This window comes from Bradyrhizobium sp. STM 3557, from assembly GCF_045571465.1.
GTDB lineage: Bacteria > Pseudomonadota > Alphaproteobacteria > Rhizobiales > Xanthobacteraceae > Bradyrhizobium.
Genome location: NZ_CP120697.1, coordinates 1,407,874 through 1,428,986 on the forward strand (window position 1 = coordinate 1,407,874; position 21,113 = coordinate 1,428,986).

A 21,113-nucleotide genomic window follows, 5' to 3' on the forward strand; every position below is an offset into this window, starting at 1 on the left:
TTGCAGTTTCCGTGGGGCCATTCTGGTGAATATCGAGTCACTGGATACATGGCATGTCTCCCCGCCTTCCAGCGCCGCCTTTCACTTGGGCCACCGCAGCAGACAAAGTTCGAACCATCGAAGATAATTGGAATAGCCGCATGCCCACGCAGGTGGCGCTGAGCTACACAATCGACAGCTTCTGGCGCTGTGGTGCAGAATTTCTCTCGGGGCGGGCAGCCATCGAGGCGTTCCTGATCTGTAAATGGTCAAGGCAACTCGAGTACCGGCTAATCACTGAACTCTGGGCATTCGCAGGCAATCGGATTGCCTCTCGTTTCGCAAGCGAATACCGGGACATTGATGGCAATTGGTTCAGGTCATACGGAAATGAACACTGGGATCTAGAATCGGATGGGCTAATCCGGCGACGTATCGAGAGCTTCAATGACCAGCCCATAACGGAGGCAGACCGGGTCCTTCGGTGGCCGCTTGGACGTAGGCCGGAGGAGCATCCGGAGCTGAGCGATTTCGACCTTTGATACAAGTATGTTCGTGGGCATCCTTCAACGAACGCCAAAACTGCCCTAGCGGAGAACGCCCTTTCTCACATGGTTTGCTCGGCGCTGCGGTGCATCGTCGAGTGACGCTGGGTCGTCTCCGTGTCTGATGCCCGAGACCGGGCAGCACCTCCGTCGTGGCGGTGAATGTGCCGCTCCTTGCCTGTACCATTACAGGTGTAAGTCCGGGCATAGTTTGGCCGCAGTCACCACATGTTCGCCCGCAAATCCGCTCGAGGGCATGCGCAATTTCGCGCTTAGTCGTCCAGCACCGAGAAATATTACAATAGGTGTGGCGCTCCCAGAGGCGCTCGTTGTCAAAGCGCGCTGCGTGAGGAGCGCCGATTGGGCGTCGTTGCTCCGGTAGCGCGGTCTGACGTGGATGACGTCTCATCGCGGACCCAGCGCCATTCGGCCTTCATCTCCGAAGGGTGGAGCTGCATCGGACTGCGACGAGTTCGTCTTGACGATGAGCTTGTCGGCGCGTTCACGGCAATCGGCCCTCGCGCCAGCGATCGCGTGGTTGAGATTGATCGCCGGTATGAGCGTCATGACGAGCTCGCAAATGCGTCCCGGCACGAACGATCAATAAAGAGGAAGTGAGTAAGCGCCGACAATGTTTGGTTTGTACCGTTCTGCTGAAGCGGCGCAGATTGTGGGGCGGCAAGGAAGTCCACCAACGGGTCGATGACGTCAGACATTTCGAAGAAAATCGCAACCTATAAGCGCGACGAGATCGCCGCCGTCGAGCGTGCTCGTCCCCGCGCGAGCATCGAGGCGCGCGCCAGCGCGGCGACGCTAATGCGCGGCTTGGTTCGCGCGATCAGGGAAAGCATAGCGGCGGCGACTATGCGCTGATTGCTGAGATGAAGAGGGCGTCGCCCGACCGAGCGCCGAAGCTTCGCTCCCGAGGGGCGGCGTCAACAACCGCAATCTCCGTACGTTCGAGATCACGCTTGTCATATAGCTCGAACGAATTCGATGCAGTCGCTAGTTGGCCGTCGCGGCCTAAGATACCCGCGGTCAGGGTTCTCCAAATCGAACCCGCTCCGCAACACATCAAAGTCAGGGAATGAGGATCGTGAGTCAACGCCAACACTCTTTGCGAAGTGCAACGGGCCGCTCGTTGGGCCAGCTGCCCGGGACGGTGGTTCAACACCAACTTCTGAACGATCATGTCTCCCGAACAACAGGCTAAAAGGTCCTCCATGAGATCCGCAACTCTGCCCGCTCTCAGTTTTTGCGTCTTTGACCATTTGGACCATGCTGGCGGTAGCCTTCGCCAGCAATACAACGATCGATTAGAAATCGCCTCAGCGTGCGATGAGGTTGGCTTTCGCGCCTATCACCTCGCATCATGGCACGCCACATGGTCTGGCGGCTTCACCCAACTTGTTTTTGTCCGCCGTGGCGCAACACACACGAAAACTATGACTCGGACCGTTGGTGATGTTGTTGAATCTGTATCATCCTCTGCCTGCTTTCGAGGAAATCTGCATGCTGGATCAGCTGAGTGGAGGCAGACTCGATCTAGGCATTGGCCGCGGCGGCGTCCCACTTGAACTTTCGCTTTTTTGGCGTTTCGCCCGCGGAGGCTCGGGATCGCTACAACGAGGCGGCCGAGATTGTTATCAAAGCCATGGAAATCGATGCCCTTACATACCGTGGTCGTTACTTCAGCCTTGCTGATGTGCCCATCACACTCTCACCCATCCAAAAACCATGTCCGCCGCTGTGGTATGAGACGACAAAACTGGAAACAGCCCGATCGGCTGCTGAAAATTCGATCAACATAGCTTGTGTCGGAAAGGGTAACGCCATTCGGGAAAATACGGACACGTACCGCGCGCACTGGATAGCGCGACCAGCACAGAGTATGCCGCTGCTCGGTATGGTTCGCATTGTGGTGATCGCCGAGTCCGACGTTAAGGCACGTGCTCTGGCCGCTCCCGCCTATCCTCGCTGGTTCGAGACATTCACCTTCCTGTCACGCACTCGAAGTTTGCCAAATCCGCCGAATGTGCCTGAGTCGTTCGAGCAAGCTTTGGACGACGGGTTCTGCGTGGTCGGATCACCATCCACGGTGCGAGAGGCGTTCAAGAGCCAGGTCATTGAAGCTGGTGTTACATATGTCATGTGCCAGCTCGCTTTCGGGGACCTACCGCTCGCTATATCACTCCAAACAAACTCGGCCATGCGTTCGATCATCATTCCCGATTTTGCGCCAAATGCGCAAGATTTCGGCTAACGCGAGTTTCATTGAACGGAGCGGCCCGCCCGGCGCTACCGCAGTCAGCTCGCTCATTGAGAGGACGGTGCATCTCGGTTGCAACGTAATTCCCGCGGCCGTCGCTGGTTCGGCCCGCACCAGCAGCGCGCGGGTTGCCACCACATCGGGCTGACGCATCAGGTTCTCGCCGACAAGAAACGTCGACATGCCCGCGCGCTCTAGCCTAGCCATATCGTCCGACGTGAAGATGCCCGCTTTCCCCAACCATCAGCCGCTCCTCCCGGATAAGCGGCGCAAGCGCCTCGCTGGTCGTTTAGTGCGGGGTCTTCCTTCACGCTGCGGGCGACGATCCGCAACGTACCGTCCGGAAGCGGCCGCTGCAGCTTCAGGAGTTCGTCCACCGGCGCCGTCATCCATGTCTCGGCGTCGTCAGGATCACAGGAACGGCTTTGGGAGGGATGGCACCGACTTCGGCGTTTGGCTCCGACATCAGAAACGTGTAGAGGTCGTTGGTCGTCTCGTCTTCCTTGACCTTCCGGACCGACGTCCAATTGGTCCAGATGCCGGCGAAGCATGCGAGCGGGCGGGTCTCATCGACCGAGAACCAGATGTCGCTGCTTTCGGCCCGTGTTAAAGGCACCACGCACCGGTTCTCAGGGCCCAGCCAGTGCGTCCAGTGTTTGCTCGTAACGTTGGAATGTCGGTCGTGCCACCGTCGGGCGCGGCGATCAGCGCGCTGTTCCGCGTCGTCAATCGATACGTCGGCAACCTCGCGCCAATGCCGAGCGTCTTTCCCGACTAGAAGCCGCCAATCGGCTGGACGGGCGCCGACGGCGGGGAACTCGCGGTCGCCCGATGGCGAATGCCATCATTTCAAGGCGCTCATGACGAGCTCAGGTCTTCGGATCCGGCTGCCGCCGCTGCGCCGACTGCAGCAGAGTAGCAACTGGCCGCTTGCCCCTTTGCGCGCGCTTCCGGCATGTTTCGATTGTGAAGCAGGAGATGGCCGAACGCGGAGTGAGGCCGGCTTTCGATTCGGCGGCAAGTGTACGGCGTGTTCTATCCAAAGAGCGACGTTCCGCCCCCAAGCGGCGTATAGGTCTTCCGAGGCCAGCCGGGCAAAGTACGCCCGAACTTACAAAAGGCGGCAGTCCGTAGCGGCAGGTCGCCTTTGTGTGAACTCGGCCGTCGAGTGAGTCGGTGGGCGAAAATGTGTGTGTGTTGACGCTGATCCTTCGGAAAATGGCAAGTTCGTTGAACGGTGTCGCAGATGTTCGGTAGCGCGCGCGAGAAGATCGAGCAGCCATTGTTGCGGCAGGTCATTGGTGGTGCGTTCATGCCATAGAGCGCTAACGTCGAACGAGCTTGAGTGGTAGGGAAGCTCGTAAATCGAGATTGGCTGAGTGCGAGCTAGAGACACGGCAACTGGGCGTGGCACGATTGCACTCCAATCCGACTGCTCGAGCAGAGTCGGAACTGCGAGAAAATGCGGAAGCGATACGACTATCCGGGGGCTCTGGGCCGACACCGAAAGTGCTCGTTCCAAAGCGGCCCGATCATACATCTCCGCTCTCCTAGATAAGTCACGCTGACAGACGAACCCCTCTACCACCTCAGGGTGCTCCCCACGCGAGGACACTGCTGCTATGGAGAGGCGGGAAAGGACTTCGCGCGACAAATTTTTAAGAGGCCGAGAAGAATTGGTGATCAGAACATCGTCGCACGCAAACAGTGAGCTCGACCGGAACCGGGTCGCACTATGCGCGAAGGTTCCTATTGCCGCGTCGATATGCCCCAGATCGATCTGTTCCGCCAAATCGTTCATGCTCTCAGGACGGATAACCAGCTCCACCAGGGGGGCCTCTTGCCTGAGTAGACTTAGGAGCCGCGGTACCATGACCATCGTCACGAAATCGCTTACTGCAATCGTAAACCGTCGAGTCGAGCTGGCCGGCTCGAATTTAGGCGAGCCGATTGCCGTCTCGAGCGATTGCAACGCCTGACGTATGAGCGGAGCCATCGTGAGGGCTCGTGCCGTCGGCTGCATTCCGCTAGTTGTCCGGATGAATAACTCGTCTTCGAGCACCTCTCTCAGTCGAGCCAGAGCATGGCTGACCGCAGACTGGCTCAAGCATATTCTCTGGCCGGCCCGCAATACGCTGCGTTCCTCCATGACCGCATCGAAGACGCGCAGGAGGTTCAGATCAAGTCTGTTCAACATCGTGGTCATGCGCGAACCTGGGCGGTCGTGAATGTCAGGAGGCAGTGACAGTTCATGGATCAATAGCCGTTTGAGATTAAGGGACGATAGGGCGGCCCCGCGATTTCAGTCCCAAATCTCCGAGCCGGAGCTCCTGCCGTTGCCGTGGGGCGAGCAGAGTACAGCATGTAGTGCACGTGAAACTCCATTGCCTCAACTGAGCGAGATATTGGCTCGACACTATCGCGCGAACGCCAGCCTCAGTCTGGCAGTTCAAATCGGGCTGCCGAGATCGAGAAGAGAGATCCCTGAGATGGGCGAGATGCTGCGTGGAGTCGATGCCCCAAAAGGCCGAGCGCCTGTCGGACTATGAAAAGCCCGATACCGAGGCCCTCGTGCTGCACTGGGTCGAGGCGAGTAAAGGCATCGAAAATCCTCGGCATATGCTCGCTTGAGATGCCAATTCCGGTGTCATGCACCTCGATGCGCAGGTCTGAGCCGGAGCGCCGGCAACCTAGCAGGATGCGACCACCCGGACGGGTGTATTTGACGGCGTTACTAACCAAGTTACGGACAGCCGCTCCCAATAGAAGGCTGTCACTCACCACCATTGCTTCGGATAGGACCATGCGGATGATGACGCCTCGGCTCAGCGCAACGTCCTCGTTCTCCCGATAAGCCTGCCTCAAGACGTCCGCTACGCAGACCGGAACCAGCTTGAGGGTGTTCGCGCGTTCCCGCATTCGAAGCGCGCTGGTGAGTAAGGCCAGCTGTTCCTTGAGACGATCGATTGCCTTCTGTCCCGACTGCAGTAACCGCAAATCTGCCGGCGTTCGAACACCCATCCCAAGCAGCTCGTGTGCGCTCTGAATCACCTGGAGTGGCTGACGCAGGTCGTGACCTGCTATTGCAAGCAGAGCAGCCTCAAACTCTGAGGCCAAATGCGGTTGCGCAGTGCCATCGAGCGCCCAAGTATGCTCGTGCTTCCCGGCAAAATGATTAGTTGCTCGGCGCGAGATCGTATTCGTCGCGTTGTGCATCGTGTCCCCTTTCAGCTCACTGGCTTTGGAAGAACATCACCCTGCCATCGACCATGCTACCGACTTTGGCTCCGCTTGCGAGTTAAACGTGCTAAGAATCTGTAAAGTGACCTGGACAGTTTGGGACTTATTGCAAAAAAGCACGATTGTGGTCTCGCGAGCGCGTGTCGTCCCTCGCTGGACCGCCGTCTGCGTCAGGAAGTACACAGGCAAATGCGGGCACAGACGGTCCATTGGATAATGAATCAGGAGCGTGCGATGACACGCATCGGTGAAACGAGAGATCTTTAGCGATCTGAAGCTGTCGCTCCTGTTAAAAGCTGTAAACGATCCGCAGGGGCTCTACTGCGTGCTGCGAACCAGGGCCGGACCGACTTAACAAATGTTAAGCCCTGAGAATGGCGCTAGCCGCCTGGAGGTCGGGAGTTTCGAATCCCTCTGTAAACTTCCCGAGGACGGCTGCAAGAATCTCTTTCGCGCGATTTTCGGTGCCGTTTCGACTTTGAAGGTGCACGAGCGTGGTGGCTGAGCGAAGTTGATAGGCCAGCGCACCCTGTTGTTGGGCTGTTTCTAGAGATAGGTCGATCAGGTCCAATGCCGAACCGAGATCCGATTGCGTTCTCGCCGCTGTAACTTCGGCCTTCAGTCGCAGCAGCTCTGCAAGCTCCACCGCTCCTCCCGAGCCACTGGCCCGATCGATTGCTCGGTCAACTGTCGCAAGGGCTTCGTCTAAGCGTCGCTGTCGCTTGAGTCCTTCTGCAAGAGCGCCGGAAAAAATTGTGTAAAGCATCTCATGCTCTTCAGACTGTAGCGACACTAATGACTGCCGGAGAAGCTCAGTACCCGTATCTAGCTCTCCGTTGTGAACAGCAAGCTCGCCCTTGAATGCCATGCCAATAAAGCGGAATGGATCGAGCCCGCTTTGCGTTGCACACTCGATCAATCGATTAGATAGGTCGCGTGATCGCTGCAGGGCGCCGGCTCGCAGAAAAACCTGAGCGGTGTAGAGGGATATGCAGAGCGAAATCGGGTGGTTCCGGGCTTCCGCTTCGCGAATAGCCTGCTCTGCAGTTCTCAAGGCTCGGCTCGCATATCCGCGTAGCCAAAGAGTGCCCGCTAGCCCCACCAGCGCACGAACTCGGTGATCGTAGCCAAACAAAAGTGCATCGTGGACCGCGAGCTCAATTGAACGCGCCATGCCAGTTTGGCAGTGACGTTCCGCAGCCTTCTGGTCTCCGACGCAATGGTATGCAACGCCCAACATCCACTCAGCAGCTACGAGACCAGCCGCGATGTTGCTGTGTTTCGCCGCGTCGGATGCCCATCTGGCGACTGCGAGGGAGCCGCGAAAATCGCCCGTTCTATACAGAAATGCGTTTAATCCGGCCAGGAAGTGCAGCTGCTGAGCGCGGTCTTCGAGATCCACCGCGATTGCCAAGCCTCTCTTGAGGCTCGCCTGCACGTCTTCGCTGTTGCCTGTCGTGAACATGGATGTATACGATAATGCTCCTTGCAGGAGCATCTCGAGGCGCTGGCCTCGCTCGTGGCTTGGCAGTAAGGCAAGGGCTCTCTGGCAAGTACGGCGGCATTCATCGAAGAAGGACAGTCGAATCAGCAGCGGCGCGGCCATGGCCGCAAGCTGCGCGCCGAGCGACGGATCTCCGCGATCTGACAATGCCCAGCCAAGCGCTGCGCGAATGTTGCCGATATGACCGTCGTATCCGGACAGATCGCTTGATAGGGAGTCGAAGACGGACCGGAGCCCTATCCGGCACCGCAAGAGCTCGCAAAACATGATCGCATGCGCCCGCTGAGTATCTTGTGCTTCCCCGCGCTCCTCGAGTTTGACCGCAGCATATGCGCGGGTTGTCTCCAGGAGATGATAGCGGGTTTGGCCGTCACCATCATTGGCTGACAGAAGGGATTTTGCAGCGAGTCCTGCTAGGGACTCGGTTATCGCCTGTCGGCCTTCGTTCGTATCGAGGGAGAGCGCCACAGCCAGGGCCACGGTAAAATCGCCGACAAAGACGGACACTCTGCAGAGCATCGTTTTCTCTATTTCAGACAGAAGGCGATAGCTCCAGTCCAGCATCGTAGTAATTGTTTGGTGACGGGCGAGTGCCGTGCGGCGGCCCTTCCAAGTAAGCGCAAATTTATTGTCTAGGAGGTCGGCGGTGCCGCGAACGCCGAGGGCGCCGATGCGACCAGCCGCGAGTTCCAGCGCCAAGGGAATGCCATCGAGCCTGCGGCAAATGCGTCCAACCGTCGGAGCATCCGGATCGGGTAAAGGTGTTCTCAATCCAGCAGCGGACGCACGCTCCAAAAATAGCTGAGCGGCGGGATAACGGAGTATATCGGCCGTCGTCAGGTCGGACTTGTCAGGGGGGCAATCTAGAGAGTTCAAGATGTGGACGTGTTCGCCGTCCGCGTGCAGGGCCTCCCGGCTCGTTACTAGGATGTACGTTCTTGTGACGTCTCGGTGAAGTCGCTCGGCCAGATCGGCAGCTGCATTGATCGCCGTTTCACAGTTGTCGATCACAAGAAGAGCAGCCTTTCCGCGCAGGAAGGTTATGAGAGATGAGATGGGGTCACGTGGCTGTGGTGTATACCCGAAAGTCGCTCCAAAGGTGATCGGAAGAGATGTTGGATCGGCGAGCGAACTCATATCGACAAAGCAGGTCGTCTCTCCAATGTGTTCGAGCGCTGCGTAAGCCACGGCAATAGCGACCGTTGTTTTTCCCACCCCTCCTGCACCTACAATGCTTAAGAACCGGTGCGTCATCAGTTTGGCCAACAATGTAAGCACTGTATCATCCCTGCCTACCATCCGCGCTAGACGTGGGGGAATCCGGTTGTTGTTCGTCTTGGTAGACGCCTGGCCGACGTGTCGGAAGACATCGTCGCTCCAGCGTTGCACAGGTGCGACGAAGGAGTAGCCGCGGCCAGAGACGCTTGCGATGTAGCGCTGACCGTCGCCCCCTGCAGCATCAAGAATCTTGCGGAGAGCGGCAATATTGACCCGCAGGTTGGTTACGTCGACAACGACGTTGGGCCACACTCGCGCGAGCAAATCCTTTTGGCTTACGACTTCTCCCGCGCGCTCGAGAAGTGCAATCAGCAGGTCCAGCGCCCGGCCGCCAACCACAAGCGGCTCACCATCCTTTGTCAATATCCTGGCGGCCACCCGTAGCTGGAAGGGACCAAATACGAACACCTCCGTTCGACGCCAGATTGCCGGTTCGCTCATAGGTACAAATCCGCCGATCTCCACCGTGCGCCAACTGGGCCATGGTGCAATATTTAAACCTTTCTTTTGCGGTTCTACTGCGGATTGAACGATATCGTCCCCTTAACCGAGGTTCAACCGCACCAATCCTTTGCAAAGGGGCTTGAGGCGGCCGGATGGCTGCAGGTTCCACGGTTGCCGGACTGCCAGCGACCATCACATCTGATCACAGGGAGCAAGTGGGACGGCCAGTCAGCGATTGAAATCCCCCTTGGGCCTACCCTATGACGGAAATCGACGGAAAGCCGATGCGGTCACCATCCCGTGGCCGCGGAAAGCAGTGGGCTGTACGCGCCGGCCGTATCGATCCTCACCCGTTGCGTTGTATCTTGCGGGGTGTCCAGGCGGCCGAGCCCAGCTGCGGCAGTGCAAGCGACACATCCTGCAGCTGAGATCGTCTCACTTCCGTCGGAACTCAAAGCCCTACAGCACAATTGAGCTGAGTTCTTTGAGCTTAGCCGAGAGCGCAACGGGATCTGCGCGCAGCAGCCAAAGAGAGGGTCTTCCAATGCCGACCTTCAGAACACGGGACGGTACCGATATCCACTACAGCGATTGGGGTGCAGGACAGCACGTCGTATTCAGCCATGGTTGGCCTCTGCGCGGTCATGCCTTCGAGGATCAGATGTTTTTCCTGGCAGAACGCGGCTACCGCGTCATCGCGCATGACCGTCGTGGGCGTGGGCGTTCCGGCAAGCCGTGGCATGGAAATAATATGGACATCTATGCAGATGATCTGGCCGAACTGGTCGCAGCCCTCGATCTTGCGGGAGCGGTTCACGTTGGCCATTCGACCGGCGGCGGCGAGGTCGCGCGATATATCGCCCAGCACGGTACCTCGCGCGTGGCCAAGGCTGTCCTCATCGGGGCGGTGCCACCACTTTGGTCAAGTCAAAGGCCAATCCCGGTGGCCTGCCGCTCGAAGTCTTCGACCGGATGTGAGCGAATGTTCTGCTCGATCGATCTGGATTCTGGTTGGATCTCAGTGAGCCGTTTTACCATTATAATCGTGCTGGAGCCCGAGTTTCCGAGAGCGTGCTGCAATCGTTCTGGCAACAAGGAATGTTGGCAAGTTTGCCCGCGTCCCACCTTTGCATCAAGGCATTTTCCGAAACTGACCAGACCGATGACTTGAGGGCATTCGACGTCCCGACGCTCATTCTACACGGAGACGACGATCAGATCATTCCCATTGAAAACTCTGCAATGCGGTCGGCGAAGCTCATCAAGCATGGCGAGCTGAGGGTGATCCCAAACGCACCGCACGGCATGTGCACCACGCAAAAGGAGCTGGTCAACGAAGCGCTTTTGACGATTATCGCAGCGCGACATCGCTTCCCGATGGCCCTCGTGAGATCACACGAAACAGCGATCGGGCGGCATTCGACGTGTGCCCAGTCTGAATTGGGGCCCATCGTATCGGGCGGTAAACGGAATCAATCGAGGGACGCGCCGGCGGGGATACTGCTGGAGACATCCGGCCGGCGCTCACTTTTGGGCGGCCCTTGCAGATCCGCCGCTATCCGGGCGAATCCACGCGAAGCACGATCTTGCCCTTTGGTCGTGGCAGTTGGCCTTCAAGCATCATATGTGCTTTTCGCGCATCTAGGAGGGGAAGAATTGTGCCTACCTCGGCTTTTAATTCACCACGGTCAATGAGGTCGGCGATTTTGCTCAACCTCTCTGTGGTTACGTCGACAAGAAAGAACTCCGCAGCCACTTTTCGATCTTTGGCCAATCGTTGATCTGGTTGCGACACCGTGGAGACCAGCCGGCCGCCCTCGCGCAGGACTGCGAAAGAACGTTCCTGCGTTTCACCCCCAACAAGGTCAAGGACGGCGTCAAGCTGCCTGACTTCCTGTTCGAAGCGTTGCGACCGATAGTCGATCACCTGCGCTGCGCCAAGCTCCCGTACGTGCTCGATATCCTCATTCGCCGCTGTGGCAATGACATGGAGATCGGCCCGGCGCGCGAGCTGTACGGCATATCCGCCGACACTTCCTGCCGCTCCATGGATAAGCACCGTCTGGCCAGACGATAAGCGAGCGTACTCGAAGAGAGCTTGCCACGCTGTGACCGCAACGACCGGGACCGCCGCCGCCTGGACGGGGGAAAGCGAGCGCGGCCGTGTAGCCAACGTCGCGGCAGACGCGACAGCGTACTCGGCATAGGCGCCGAGAAATTGCTTGTTTGTCACTCCGAAGACTTGATCGCCAACGTTCAGGTTGGTCGAACCAGGTCCAATCTCCTGGACTTCTCCAGCCAAATCGGAGCCCAGTGTCAGAGGGAGAGGCTGTGGCAACGCACTTTTGCCGGACCGAATCCATGCGTCCCAAGGTCCAACGCCCGCTGCATGCACCTTTACAAGGACCTCGTCAGGACCGGGTTCAGGCCGGGGAACGGATTCGAACATCATTGCGTCGGGCGGGCCAAAGGAGTGCACGCGCCAAACTTTGATCTCGCTCGGTAAAGTGCCATGTGCGGCCTTGCGAGTCATCTTATCTGCCATCCTGAGGCTCCGCTTGTTGCAGGTTGAACACGTCCCCATCAAAGAAGCGAGATACCGAAGAGCCGCCTATCTGGTAGCGGGATCGAAAAGTGAGTACCACTCGCAAGCGTCTGCCAGAAGTGAAATGCCTGCAGCTCGAAACACAGCCTCATTCACATCGGGTTTCAGATGCGACTTGGGGCGGAAGCCGTGTCTTCCACATGGCCAGCCTGACCCGGAGCGCCGCCGGCTCATGCGAGCCCAGTATGAGGCCGCCAAGCCAAGCTACGTTGCGCCTATGCCGTTTGCGTTCGCTCCGAGCGGGAGTGCGCGCTTGGATCACTGCCGAGTTCGATCGAGGGATCGAGAAGATCGACCGCAGCTAAGCGGTTTAGATCGGCCAGTCTGCAGGTGCAGACAGATCGAGGCTCGCCGGAAGCCTCAGCAAGTTGTCATAGCTGCGATCAGCGACCGATATGGGAACTGGCTCTTCATCAAAAGCTTCGATAGAGCGCGCTGCCAGCAGGCTTAGCAGGGCATACAACGCTTTGTGGTCTGGCTCGTCTATAGCCAGTCCAGCGAGCTTCTGCCTGAAGAGCTGAAATGTGCCTTAATCCATTATGTTGGGGCGAGCCAACCATACAGGTAGTTCATCTTATGCGTCTCCCGCGTTGAAAGAAGCCATCTGCTTCTAAAGCAGGTTTGATGTACAGCCAAGTGATTAACCTACAACAGCGCTATTAACTGCGCCGCTCTGCAGCCGGGCAGGGGCAGATTGCGGGCGTAACGTTCGCCTGAACTGCACTGCGCTCAATTTTCTAATGAAATCGTTTCACTTCCGCGGACGATCCTCGTGAGTAATTGGGCGACGTCGAGCCTACACAAAGAAGAGCAATGTTTCAGCGCCCCGTGATGGTGAGGCGGCCAAAGATGAAGTGCCGGTCACCGCGGCCCGCTCAGCTGCTGATATGGCTGCTTACCTTGGAGCTTCTAGCGTTGTCGTTGCCGCCAGCGAGAGCCTGGGAGTATTGTCGCCGGGATGCATCGAGCGACATGTGGAATTGCAGCTATGCCGACATGGCGCAATGCAATGCGGCTGCGTCGGGGCGCGGTGGCTATTGCCGCCGCGATCCCTTCCTTCTGCAATCGAGACACGAGAAAGGTGCGCGGGCGGATGCGCAAATGAGGTCGGTGTTGGCTGTTCGCTGAAGTGATTGTGGGGCAACGAACGAGTGCGCGAGAAGTGAAGATCACCAGCATCCGCGTGACGAACTTTCATGCGATCTGTCGTCTGAGATCAGCTCGAGAATCGCGTCTAGCGGAGTTCGACCGCGATCATTCGCATCTTGAATAGAGTTCACTTGCTTCGCGGCGGCCGGATTGCAAACTTCCGGCCATTCCTCCCTGACCTGATGCCCGTCGCGCTCGTGCTCGTACTCGTGCGCGGCGGGCTTTTTCGTGGCTAGATATCGCAGGACATTGAGCGTTACGGCCGAAATGCAGTCGCGTCATCCCGCGAGTGAAGGAGTTTCACTTCCAGCTGTGCCATTGAAGGAGCATACCACCGCACACGGGTGAGCAGCCAAAAGGAAATGCCGACATGGGAACCGCCGTGGAATCCAGAAGGGCGTCCGCCGTGATTGGAGCCATGCAGAACTTTCCGCCTGGCGTGGCTAACGAGATCAGCACAGCTCTGACCGATCTGCTTGCTGATGTCTTTACTTTGTACCTGAAGACAGAGAACTTTCATTGGCACATGTCGGGGCGACACTTTCGCGACTATCAGCTGTTGTTGGACGAGCAAGCTGACCAGGTGGACGCGATGGCCGAGCGATGCCGAAAAGTCGGCGGCCGGACTATCCGGTCGATTGGCGAGATATCCCACCGGCGACGGCTCATGGACTCTGATGCCCTGGAGCAATCGCCAGGAGCCATGCTGAATGAGTTGCAAGATGACAACCTGCGGCTGGTTGAATCTATGCGCGATGTCCACGCGCTCTGTGAGCGGTACGACGATGTTGCGTCCGCAAGCGCGCTTGAAAACTGGATCGATGAGGCTGAAAGGCGGATCTGGTTCCTGTTTGAAGCTGCGCGTGACTGACGAATGTCCCGAGGACAGCGAAGGTTAGAGTCATGACTGACGTGCGGCGCAGGCACTTTCTTGCCGGAACGGCCACTCTGTTGTTCACCGCGACCAGTGTCCGCGCGGCGACAATCGCCGGCCGGTTGCCGTGGGCTCCCAATGCGGGCGATCCCCCTACGCGTTTCAAGCTGGGTCCTTGGGAATTCTTTACTGGTGCCGAAGGACGGGCCATGGAGGCGCTCGCCGATTGCATCATCCCGCCGGACCCACAGACGCTCGGCGGAAAAGATGCAGGTTGCGCCGTATTTATCGACCGGCAGTTGGCGGGGCCGTATGGCAGGCAGGAAGGACTGTATCTGCGTCCGCCGTTTCAGTCGGGAGCGAAGAATCAGGGCCATCAGACAGAAGTAGGGCCAGCACAGATCTATCGCGCCGGATTGGCTGCCATCGATGCCGCCTGCAAGGGACGAAATAGCGGAAGAGCATTCGCTGATATCTCGGAGAGCGACAGGACCCTGTTCTTGAAGAATCTTGAACTTGGCGAGCTGCAGCTCCAGGGCGTCGATGGGAAGTCCTTCTTCGCTCAGGTGGTCAAGGACGTGCAGATGGGATTCTTTGCGGACCCGATCTATGGGGGAAATCGAGATATGGCAGGATGGAAGATGATCGGATATCCCGGCGCGCGCTACAACTATCTCGACTGGGTCAGCCGCCATAATGAGCGCTTTCCTCTCGCGCCAGTCGGGATGACCGGAAACGCCCAATGGACGAGGTCGTAACGTGGCCAGAAAGCTCCCGAGAAAAGATGTCGTCGTCGTTGGTTTCGGGTGGACCGGCGCAATAATGGCGAACGAGCTCACTGATGAGGGGCTCGATGTCATTGCCATTGAACGCGGACCTTGGCGTGACGCTCCGACAGACTTCCCGGCAAGCTACATGCAGGATGAGCTTCGCTACCGTATTCGGCACGAGCTGTTCCTGCGTCCGGATCAGCTCACATTCACTTTCCGTAACAACACGAGCCAGACAGCGCTTCCTATCCGGAGCTGGGGTGCCTTCATGCCGCCGAATGGCGTCGGCGGGGGCGGAGTACATTGGAATGGCGAGATGTGGCGTTTCCTGCCGAGCGATTTCGTGCTGAAAACGCATCTCACTGAACGCTATGGTGCGTCCTTCCTGCCCTCCGACATGGCTATCCAGGACTGGGGCGTAACCTACGATGACCTCGAACCACATTACGACCGCTTCGAGTATCTTTGCGGCACGTCGGGCACGGCGGGCAATCTCGGAGGAGAGATCCAGGAGGGCGGAAATCCCTTCGAAGGGCCGCGCTCGCGGCCCTATCCGACGCCTGCGCAACAACAGCCGTTCAGCCATACGTTGTTCGGCAAGGCTGCGCGGGAGCTGGGCTATAAGCCCTTTCCGCAGCCTTCCGGAAATCTTTCGCAGGCCTACACCAATCCACTGGGCCTAAGGCTTGGGCCCTGCACCTATTGCGGCTTCTGCGAGTGGTTTGGCTGCAGCAACTATTCGAAGGCAAGCCCGCAAACCACGATTTTGCCGCACCTGATTCGAAAGTCGAACTTCAGTCTGCGCGACAATTCGGAAGTCGTACGGATCAATCTCGATCGCACCGGAAAGCGGGCGACTGGCGTGACGTTCGTCGATTCGAGCAGCGAGGAGTGGGAGCAAGAGGCCGACCTCGTCATCCTGTCTGCCTATGCATTATTCAACGTACAACTTCTGCTTCATTCGAAGATCGGCCAACCCTACGATCCGTTCACGAACACGGGGGTCGTAGGGCGCAACTACACTCACCAGACGATCTCGACCGTGAACGGGTTCTTCGACAACAAGAAATTCAACTTCAATCCGTTCATCGGATCCGGGTCGATCGGAATGTGCATCGACGAATTCAACGGAGACAACTTCGATCACGGTCCGCATGGCTTCGTTGGAGGTGGTTATGTCGGGCAGGTGCAGACAGGGGCTCGTCCGATCGAGAGCACCCTAGTGCCCCCCGGCACGGCCAAATGGGGAGCCGAATGGAAGAGGGCGGTCAAGGACAACTACCTCAGCACGGTAAAGCCGGGCACCGGCGTACACGGAAGCTTCTACGCGTACCGCGACATCTACCTCGACCTTGATCCAACCTATAAAGACCGCTTCAGGCGTCCGCTGATGCGGATCACGATGGATCTCAAGGAAAACGAGATCAAGCAGAACAAGTTTCTGACCGACAAGTTTGCGGAGATCATCAAGGCCATGGGCGCGGACAAACTCGCAGTCCAATATCGTACTGCGCCCTACGACATAACGACCTATCAGACCACGCATCTGAACGGCGGCGCGATCATGGGGACCGATCCAAAGACCAGCTTTCTGAACCGCTACTTGCAGAGCTGGGACGTTCCAAACCTGTTCGTGATGGGCGCGAGCGCGTTCCCGCAGAACGCCGGTTACAACCCGACGCTTACGGTTGGAGCTCTTGCCTATTGGTCGGCCGCCGCGATTCGCACGCAATACCTGAAGAACCCGGGGAGGCTGGTCGATGCGTAGGTCTTATCGCCCGCCGACACTCGGACTCGCAACCATCCTTTCGATCGTTACCGCCTGTAGTGCATATGCCGGTTCGGCGGACCAGCAGGAATTCACGCTGATCGAGCAGGGACGCTACCTCTCCATCCTATCTGATTGCGGCGGATGCCATACCGCTCCCGGGGGCAGGCCGTTCGCAGGTGGACGTCCGATCGAAACGCCATTCGGCAGCATCGTCGCGCCCAACATCACGCCGGATCTGGAGACGGGTATCGGGGCGTGGACCGATGATCAATTTGATGCTGCGCTAAGAAGGGGAATTGGATGGAACGGAGCGCATCTGTATCCGGCTATGCCCTACAATGCATACACCCGGATGTCGCGCGATGACGCCCTGGCGATCCGCGCCTATCTCAGCTCGCTCGATCCGGTTCGCCAATCGCGCAATCCCAATACGCTACCCTTTCCATTCAATGTCCGCAAGCTCATGGCCGTGTGGAACAAGCTGTATTTTGCAGCAAGAGAATACGAACCCGATCAAAAAAGGTCGCCTGAATGGAATCGGGGCAAGTTCATCGTGGATGGGCCGGCGCATTGCGGTGCTTGTCATACGCCAAAAACGATGCTGGGAGGCGACCGTACCGATCAATACCTGCAGGGGGCCAATCTTCAGGGCTGGTCCGCACCGGATATAACGAACAGCACTCGCACCGGACTCGGGAGCTGGACGGCCGAGGATGTTGCGCTCTACCTCAAGACCGGGCACAACCGCCTGTCGGCGGCTACCGGACCGATGGCCGAGGCAGTGGAGCAGTCCACATCCAGGATGACCGATGCGGACACGATGGCGATCGCTACGTATTTGAAATCGCTCCCAGGCAAAGCTGAAGAGAGTAGGGGATCGGCCTCGGTCGAGGGCAACATGATGGCCGCAGGCGGGGCTATCTATCGGGACCAGTGTTCCGCCTGCCATGGCCTTGAAGGTAAGGGTGTCGAACACCTGTTCCCGTCGCTGAGCGGGTCCGCGATGGTACGCTCAGATGACCCCACAACAGTGATCCGGATGCTGCTTCGAGGTGCGCGCAGTGCAAGCACGGACGCGGAGCCTACAGCCGCAGGTATGCCGTCGTACGGTTGGCAGCTCGATGATCGCCAGATCGCAGATGTACTTAATTACGTGAGAAATAGCTGGGGAGCTCGCTCGCCGGCGATTGAAGCGAGGGATGTTACCCGAGTCCGCGCGGAGACCGCGTCGCGTGCGGACTGAGGTCGGTTTCCTGCCAAGGCCTGTCGACAAGGCGTACGGATCGGGATGACGCTGGCGCCGTTGGCCTGTCGTATGCCCCAATTTGGCAAATCGGCCATCAGCGTAAGCACCTAAACATCAGCAGCCTCGGGAAATTGCCTTGGATGAGCGGGCCGGCACCTGCGAACTCGCGTGCATGGCACGCGGGCGTTCGTGGATGCACGAGCCATAGCACGGCGAGCGGCAACGACCGTTGCTGGTCGCCCGGAACATGACCATCGTTCAGTCGCGCAATGACGTCGTTTCACTTCCACGCTGATGGCTGCCTAAGTAGTCCATGCGTAGCACGGAAGGGAAAGACGATGGTTACGGTAGAAGCTGGCGGGCAAGGACGTCGACCCATAGGCCGTCTGGTCCTGCCGATCGCCGCCGTTTTGCTGGCTGTGGCCCTGGTGTGTGTTGCCGGTTTGCGTTGGAACGATTGGGTCGGAGGTATGTCAACCCAGGTCACAGACGACGCTTATGTCCGAGCCCACATTACGCGATTGTCCGTTCGCATTGCCGGGCAGGTGCGTACTGTCGCGGTCGATGACTTTGAATCTGTCCGAGCCGGGGACCTTCTGGTCCAAATCGATGACTCGGAATTTGCTGCGATTGTTGCCCAAGCGGAAGCCAGTGTAGCCGCCGCCCGGGCCGCGTTGGAGAACCTCACCAATCAGATAGAACTACAGTATGCGGCGATTGCGCAGGCGGAAGCCGCAAAGCAAGCTGCCGTCGCCCGAGAGATCGAGACCCGGCAAGAAGAGGAGCGGCAAAAGTCGCTTGTGGCGACGCTCGCGGGAACCAAGCAAAAGCTTGAGCAAGCCGTCTCAGCGCACGCGCGTGCGGAAGCCGATGTGAAAGCCAGCGAGGCGTTCGTCGAAGTTCAAAAGCATCAGCTCGACGTTCTCAACGGGACAAAGCAGCAGCGTGCGGCTGACTTGCTTGGCGCACAAGCGGCTCTGACAACAGCCAATCTCAAGCTCTCATACACCCGCATAGTGGCGCCATTTGATGGCTTCGTGAGTGAGCGCCAGGTTCAGCCAGGCGATTACGTCAACGTCGGAAGTAATCTTATCAGCGTCGTTCCAATTCCCGAACTCTACGTCATCGCGAATTACAAGGAAACTCAATTGACGAAAGTCAGGTCGGGCCAACGCGCTGAGATATCTGTGGACGCGTTTCCCGGCGCGAGCTTGCGAGGCCGGGTAGAGCGGATCGCGCCAGCTAGTGGATCGCAGTTCGCATTACTGCCGCCGGACAACGCTACAGGTAATTTCACAAAGGTTGTCGAGAGGCTTCCGGTCCGCATCGCGTTCGATGCTGACCAGCCGCTCGTGCGTCAGCTCAGACCGGGGATGTCCGTCATCACTCGCATCTACGTCGATAAATCGCAAGCGCGGGCGGAACGTCGTGCCAGTGATATGTCCAATGTCCGCGATTAAGGTGAGTAATCAGAGTCCGGACCCACCTTTAGAGGGCAGTTACCGCCCATTTCTTGCCGTCGGCGCGGTGTTGCTCGGCTCCTTCATTGCAAACCTGCACAGCCGCCTGTTTCAGTAGAACTACCGGATCTCCGAGGTGCGCTGTCTCTGAGTTTCGACGAGGCGTCATGGCTCAACACGTGCGCAACGGCGCCGCAAGTGCTGATAGCGCCCGCGGTGGTGTGGCTCGCCGCAGCCTACGGAATCAGGCGGGTTCTGGTTGGGCCTGCCATCCTGTACGCGGGCGTATCGCTGATCATTCCGCTGGTGAGCGACTTGCAGACGCTGCTCGTGCTTGTCTCGCTCCACTCGCTGTTATTGGGGACGTTTGTGCCAGCAGCGATCATGATCATATTCAGACATGTCCCGACGCGGCTATGGCTGGCCGCCATAGCCGTCTATTGCATGCGAGTTGGCTGCACCCAGAACCTTGGGGTGTGGCTTGTCGGATTCTATATGGAGCATCTCAGTTGGCACTGGATGTACTGGCAGGACGTTGTGCCAACCTTGCTGATGGCATGGCTTGCTTATGCCGGATGTTCACACCAGTCGATCAACAGAGCCATGGTTGCAAATGCAGACTGGGGAGGAATGCTGCTGTTCGGCGCTGGCTTGGCAATGATCTACGTAGGACTTGATCAAGGAAATCGATTGGACTGGTTCAATTCGGGTATCGTTTCCAGCTTCTTGTTTGCCGGCGTGCTTCTCCTGCTGGCATTTCTTGTAAATGAAGCCGTCGTCCCCATGCCATGGGCAAGTGTCAGCGTCCTGTTCTCACGAAACATCATCTTGGCTCTGGCTATTTTGCTGCTGTTCAGCCTGACCAATTTATCGAATACGTCACTGGTGCCCAATTTCCTCCTCGGAGTTGCGCAGCTGCGGCCGGAACAAGTCGGTCCCTTCCTGCTGTTCTATGTCGTCGGACCGATGTTGTTGTTTCTTCTCCTCGCCGTTCGCCTACTGAAGCGGCTGGATGCCCGATTGACGGCGCTGCTGGGTCTTCTTTCGTTTGGCGTAGCGGCCCTGCTTGGGACCAGGCTTACGCATGAATGGGTGCGGGAGGACTTCGTCCCGCTACTTCTGCTGCAGGCCGTTGGCGAGGCGTTCACGCTCTTCTCGCTTATCGTGATCGTGCTGACAAACTCGGATCCTGCACGCGCGGCGGCCTTTTCAGCTTACATCCAAGTGGTGCGTCTCGGGAGTGCGGAATTCGGCGCTGCAGCATTGTCCACGTGGTTGCGCGTGCGAGAACAGATGCACTCGAACTGGTTGGGAAAATACGTTCAAGGCGGCGCACAGGAGGTGGCCGATGCGCTTGCAGGGCTGTCGATGAGCTTCGCTCAGCATGGAGTTTCTCAAGCGCGCGACCGAGGGCTTCTCAGGCTGGGAGCGATCATTCGACGGGAAGCAAACGTGTTGGCATACATCGATGGCTTTTGGCTCGCGTTTGCCGCCGCCGCGCTCGGCTTGCTTCTTCTCGCGGCGATTACCGAACCGCCGGCCGGTCCACTGACCCCCTTTCGCCACCCTGACAACGGGACCGGCCGTTCTCAGGAGCGCGCGGCGGGCCGACCAGGGCCGAAGCGAGCCAGCATCGTCAGTGAGATCACCTCTGCTTTCATCGCATTGGTCGCGGGGTCCAGACGCGTAGGCCTACAGGTCAAGCCAGCACGGTATCTAGTCGGCGGGACTATGAAGTGTGGCTACAGCATAAGAATCGAACCCGATCCCTTGCACGATCCTAATACCTGGAAGTGGATCGATGGCCCGTTGAAGCCTCCTGAGCAGGTGTAGGCGGCGCCCTCCCGGCAAATCTGGGAACGTCGTCAAGCACATGACGGAGAGCTGCAGCTTACTCATTCACCAGCTGCGGTTCTTTCACTTCCTTGCGGCCGCAAATGGCGCAAATTGAGCCGCCAGCGACTGACCCAAACGGAAGG

At 58.3% G+C, this 21,113-nt stretch carries 13 protein-coding genes and 5 pseudogenes; 11 read left to right on the plus strand and 7 right to left on the minus strand.

The annotated features are described in order from the left end of the window. Positions 1-53: 53 nt before the first annotated feature. The 3 genes and pseudogenes from P6U24_RS06285 (at position 54) to P6U24_RS06295 (ending at position 2,787) form a co-directional block, all read left to right on the plus strand. Positions 54-521, plus strand: coding sequence for a DUF1348 family protein (locus P6U24_RS06285; RefSeq protein WP_407158309.1), 468 nt, complete (start codon positions 54-56; stop codon positions 519-521). Positions 522-1,988: 1,467 nt separating this feature from the next. Then, positions 1,989-2,042: pseudogene (locus tag P6U24_RS06290) on the plus strand (hypothetical protein); the annotation flags it as partial. A 55-nt stretch (positions 2,043-2,097) separates the two neighbouring features. Further along, positions 2,098-2,787, plus strand: a complete 690-nt coding sequence (locus P6U24_RS06295; protein ID WP_407158310.1) for an LLM class flavin-dependent oxidoreductase — start codon at positions 2,098-2,100, stop codon at positions 2,785-2,787. Between the two features lie 111 nt (positions 2,788-2,898). Here P6U24_RS06295 and P6U24_RS06300 read toward each other — a convergent pair. The 6 genes and pseudogenes from P6U24_RS06300 to P6U24_RS06325 form a co-directional block, all read right to left on the minus strand. Next, positions 2,899-3,079, minus strand: a pseudogene (locus tag P6U24_RS06300) (indole-3-glycerol-phosphate synthase TrpC); the annotation flags it as partial. Between the two features lie 10 nt (positions 3,080-3,089). Then, positions 3,090-3,489 (minus strand): annotated as a pseudogene (locus P6U24_RS06305) (SOS response-associated peptidase); the annotation flags it as partial. A 415-nt stretch (positions 3,490-3,904) separates the two neighbouring features. Beyond that, positions 3,905-4,672, minus strand: coding sequence for a LysR substrate-binding domain-containing protein (locus tag P6U24_RS06310; RefSeq protein ID WP_407160798.1), 768 nt, complete (start codon positions 4,670-4,672; stop codon positions 3,905-3,907). A gap of 183 nt (positions 4,673-4,855) precedes the next feature. Next, positions 4,856-4,999 (minus strand): annotated as a pseudogene (locus P6U24_RS06315) (LysR family transcriptional regulator); the annotation flags it as partial. Between the two features lie 230 nt (positions 5,000-5,229). Next, a complete protein-coding gene (locus P6U24_RS06320; protein WP_407158311.1) occupies positions 5,230-6,009 on the minus strand; it encodes a sensor histidine kinase in 780 nt (259 codons plus the stop codon). Between the two features lie 385 nt (positions 6,010-6,394). Continuing rightward, positions 6,395-9,256 carry an ATP-binding protein gene (locus P6U24_RS06325; protein ID WP_407158312.1) on the minus strand — a complete coding sequence of 954 codons (2,862 nt, stop codon included), beginning with the start codon at positions 9,254-9,256 and terminating at the stop codon, positions 6,395-6,397. 547 nt (positions 9,257-9,803) lie between these two features. Between P6U24_RS06325 and P6U24_RS06330 the strand changes: the two are divergent. Beyond that, a pseudogene (locus P6U24_RS06330) lies at positions 9,804-10,615 on the plus strand (alpha/beta fold hydrolase); the annotation flags it as partial. A gap of 199 nt (positions 10,616-10,814) precedes the next feature. Here P6U24_RS06330 and P6U24_RS06335 read toward each other — a convergent pair. After that, on the minus strand, positions 10,815-11,804 hold the full coding sequence (locus tag P6U24_RS06335) for an NADP-dependent oxidoreductase (protein ID WP_407158313.1): 990 nt from the start codon (positions 11,802-11,804) through the stop codon (positions 10,815-10,817). A 1,032-nt stretch (positions 11,805-12,836) separates the two neighbouring features. Between P6U24_RS06335 and P6U24_RS06340 the strand changes: the two genes are divergently transcribed. The 7 genes from P6U24_RS06340 (at position 12,837) to P6U24_RS06370 (ending at position 20,967) form a co-directional block, all read left to right on the plus strand. Beyond that, positions 12,837-12,992 carry a DUF3551 domain-containing protein gene (locus tag P6U24_RS06340; RefSeq protein ID WP_407158314.1) on the plus strand — a complete coding sequence of 52 codons (156 nt, stop codon included), beginning with the start codon at positions 12,837-12,839 and terminating at the stop codon, positions 12,990-12,992. 391 nt (positions 12,993-13,383) lie between these two features. Next, positions 13,384-13,884 carry a Dps family protein gene (locus tag P6U24_RS06345; RefSeq protein ID WP_407158315.1) on the plus strand — a complete coding sequence of 167 codons (501 nt, stop codon included), beginning with the start codon at positions 13,384-13,386 and terminating at the stop codon, positions 13,882-13,884. A gap of 32 nt (positions 13,885-13,916) precedes the next feature. Beyond that, positions 13,917-14,645, plus strand: coding sequence for a gluconate 2-dehydrogenase subunit 3 family protein (locus tag P6U24_RS06350; protein ID WP_407158316.1), 729 nt, complete (start codon positions 13,917-13,919; stop codon positions 14,643-14,645). Between the two features lies 1 nt (position 14,646). Beyond that, a complete protein-coding gene (locus tag P6U24_RS06355; RefSeq protein WP_407158317.1) occupies positions 14,647-16,425 on the plus strand; it encodes a GMC family oxidoreductase in 1,779 nt (592 codons plus the stop codon). Beyond that, on the plus strand, positions 16,418-17,671 hold the full coding sequence (locus tag P6U24_RS06360) for a c-type cytochrome (protein ID WP_407158318.1): 1,254 nt from the start codon (positions 16,418-16,420) through the stop codon (positions 17,669-17,671). Before P6U24_RS06355 ends, P6U24_RS06360 begins: the two co-directional genes overlap by 8 nt. Positions 17,672-18,012: 341 nt before the next feature. After that, positions 18,013-19,134 carry an HlyD family secretion protein gene (locus P6U24_RS06365; protein ID WP_407158319.1) on the plus strand — a complete coding sequence of 374 codons (1,122 nt, stop codon included), beginning with the start codon at positions 18,013-18,015 and terminating at the stop codon, positions 19,132-19,134. 147 nt (positions 19,135-19,281) lie between these two features. Next, positions 19,282-20,967, plus strand: coding sequence for an MFS transporter (locus P6U24_RS06370; protein ID WP_407160799.1), 1,686 nt, complete (start codon positions 19,282-19,284; stop codon positions 20,965-20,967). Positions 20,968-21,113: the final 146 nt, after the last annotated feature.

What these genes read in the sequence shown, in the direction of transcription:
- P6U24_RS06285 (WP_407158309.1), top strand. Translation starts at nt 54, where the DNA reads ATGTCTCCCCGCCTTCCAGCGCCGCCTTTCACTTGGGCCACCGCAGCA.
- P6U24_RS06365 (WP_407158319.1), top strand. Translation starts at nt 18,013, where the DNA reads ATGGTTACGGTAGAAGCTGGCGGGCAAGGACGTCGACCCATAGGCCGT.
- P6U24_RS06335 (WP_407158313.1), bottom strand. Translation starts at nt 11,804, where the DNA reads ATGGCAGATAAGATGACTCGCAAGGCCGCACATGGCACTTTACCGAGC.
- P6U24_RS06320 (WP_407158311.1), bottom strand. Translation starts at nt 6,009, where the DNA reads ATGCACAACGCGACGAATACGATCTCGCGCCGAGCAACTAATCATTTT.
- P6U24_RS06350 (WP_407158316.1), top strand. Translation starts at nt 13,917, where the DNA reads ATGACTGACGTGCGGCGCAGGCACTTTCTTGCCGGAACGGCCACTCTG.
- P6U24_RS06310 (WP_407160798.1), bottom strand. Translation starts at nt 4,672, where the DNA reads ATGGTCATGGTACCGCGGCTCCTAAGTCTACTCAGGCAAGAGGCCCCC.
- P6U24_RS06345 (WP_407158315.1), top strand. Translation starts at nt 13,384, where the DNA reads ATGGGAACCGCCGTGGAATCCAGAAGGGCGTCCGCCGTGATTGGAGCC.
- P6U24_RS06340 (WP_407158314.1), top strand. Translation starts at nt 12,837, where the DNA reads ATGTGGAATTGCAGCTATGCCGACATGGCGCAATGCAATGCGGCTGCG.
- P6U24_RS06325 (WP_407158312.1), bottom strand. Translation starts at nt 9,256, where the DNA reads ATGAGCGAACCGGCAATCTGGCGTCGAACGGAGGTGTTCGTATTTGGT.
- P6U24_RS06360 (WP_407158318.1), top strand. Translation starts at nt 16,418, where the DNA reads ATGCGTAGGTCTTATCGCCCGCCGACACTCGGACTCGCAACCATCCTT.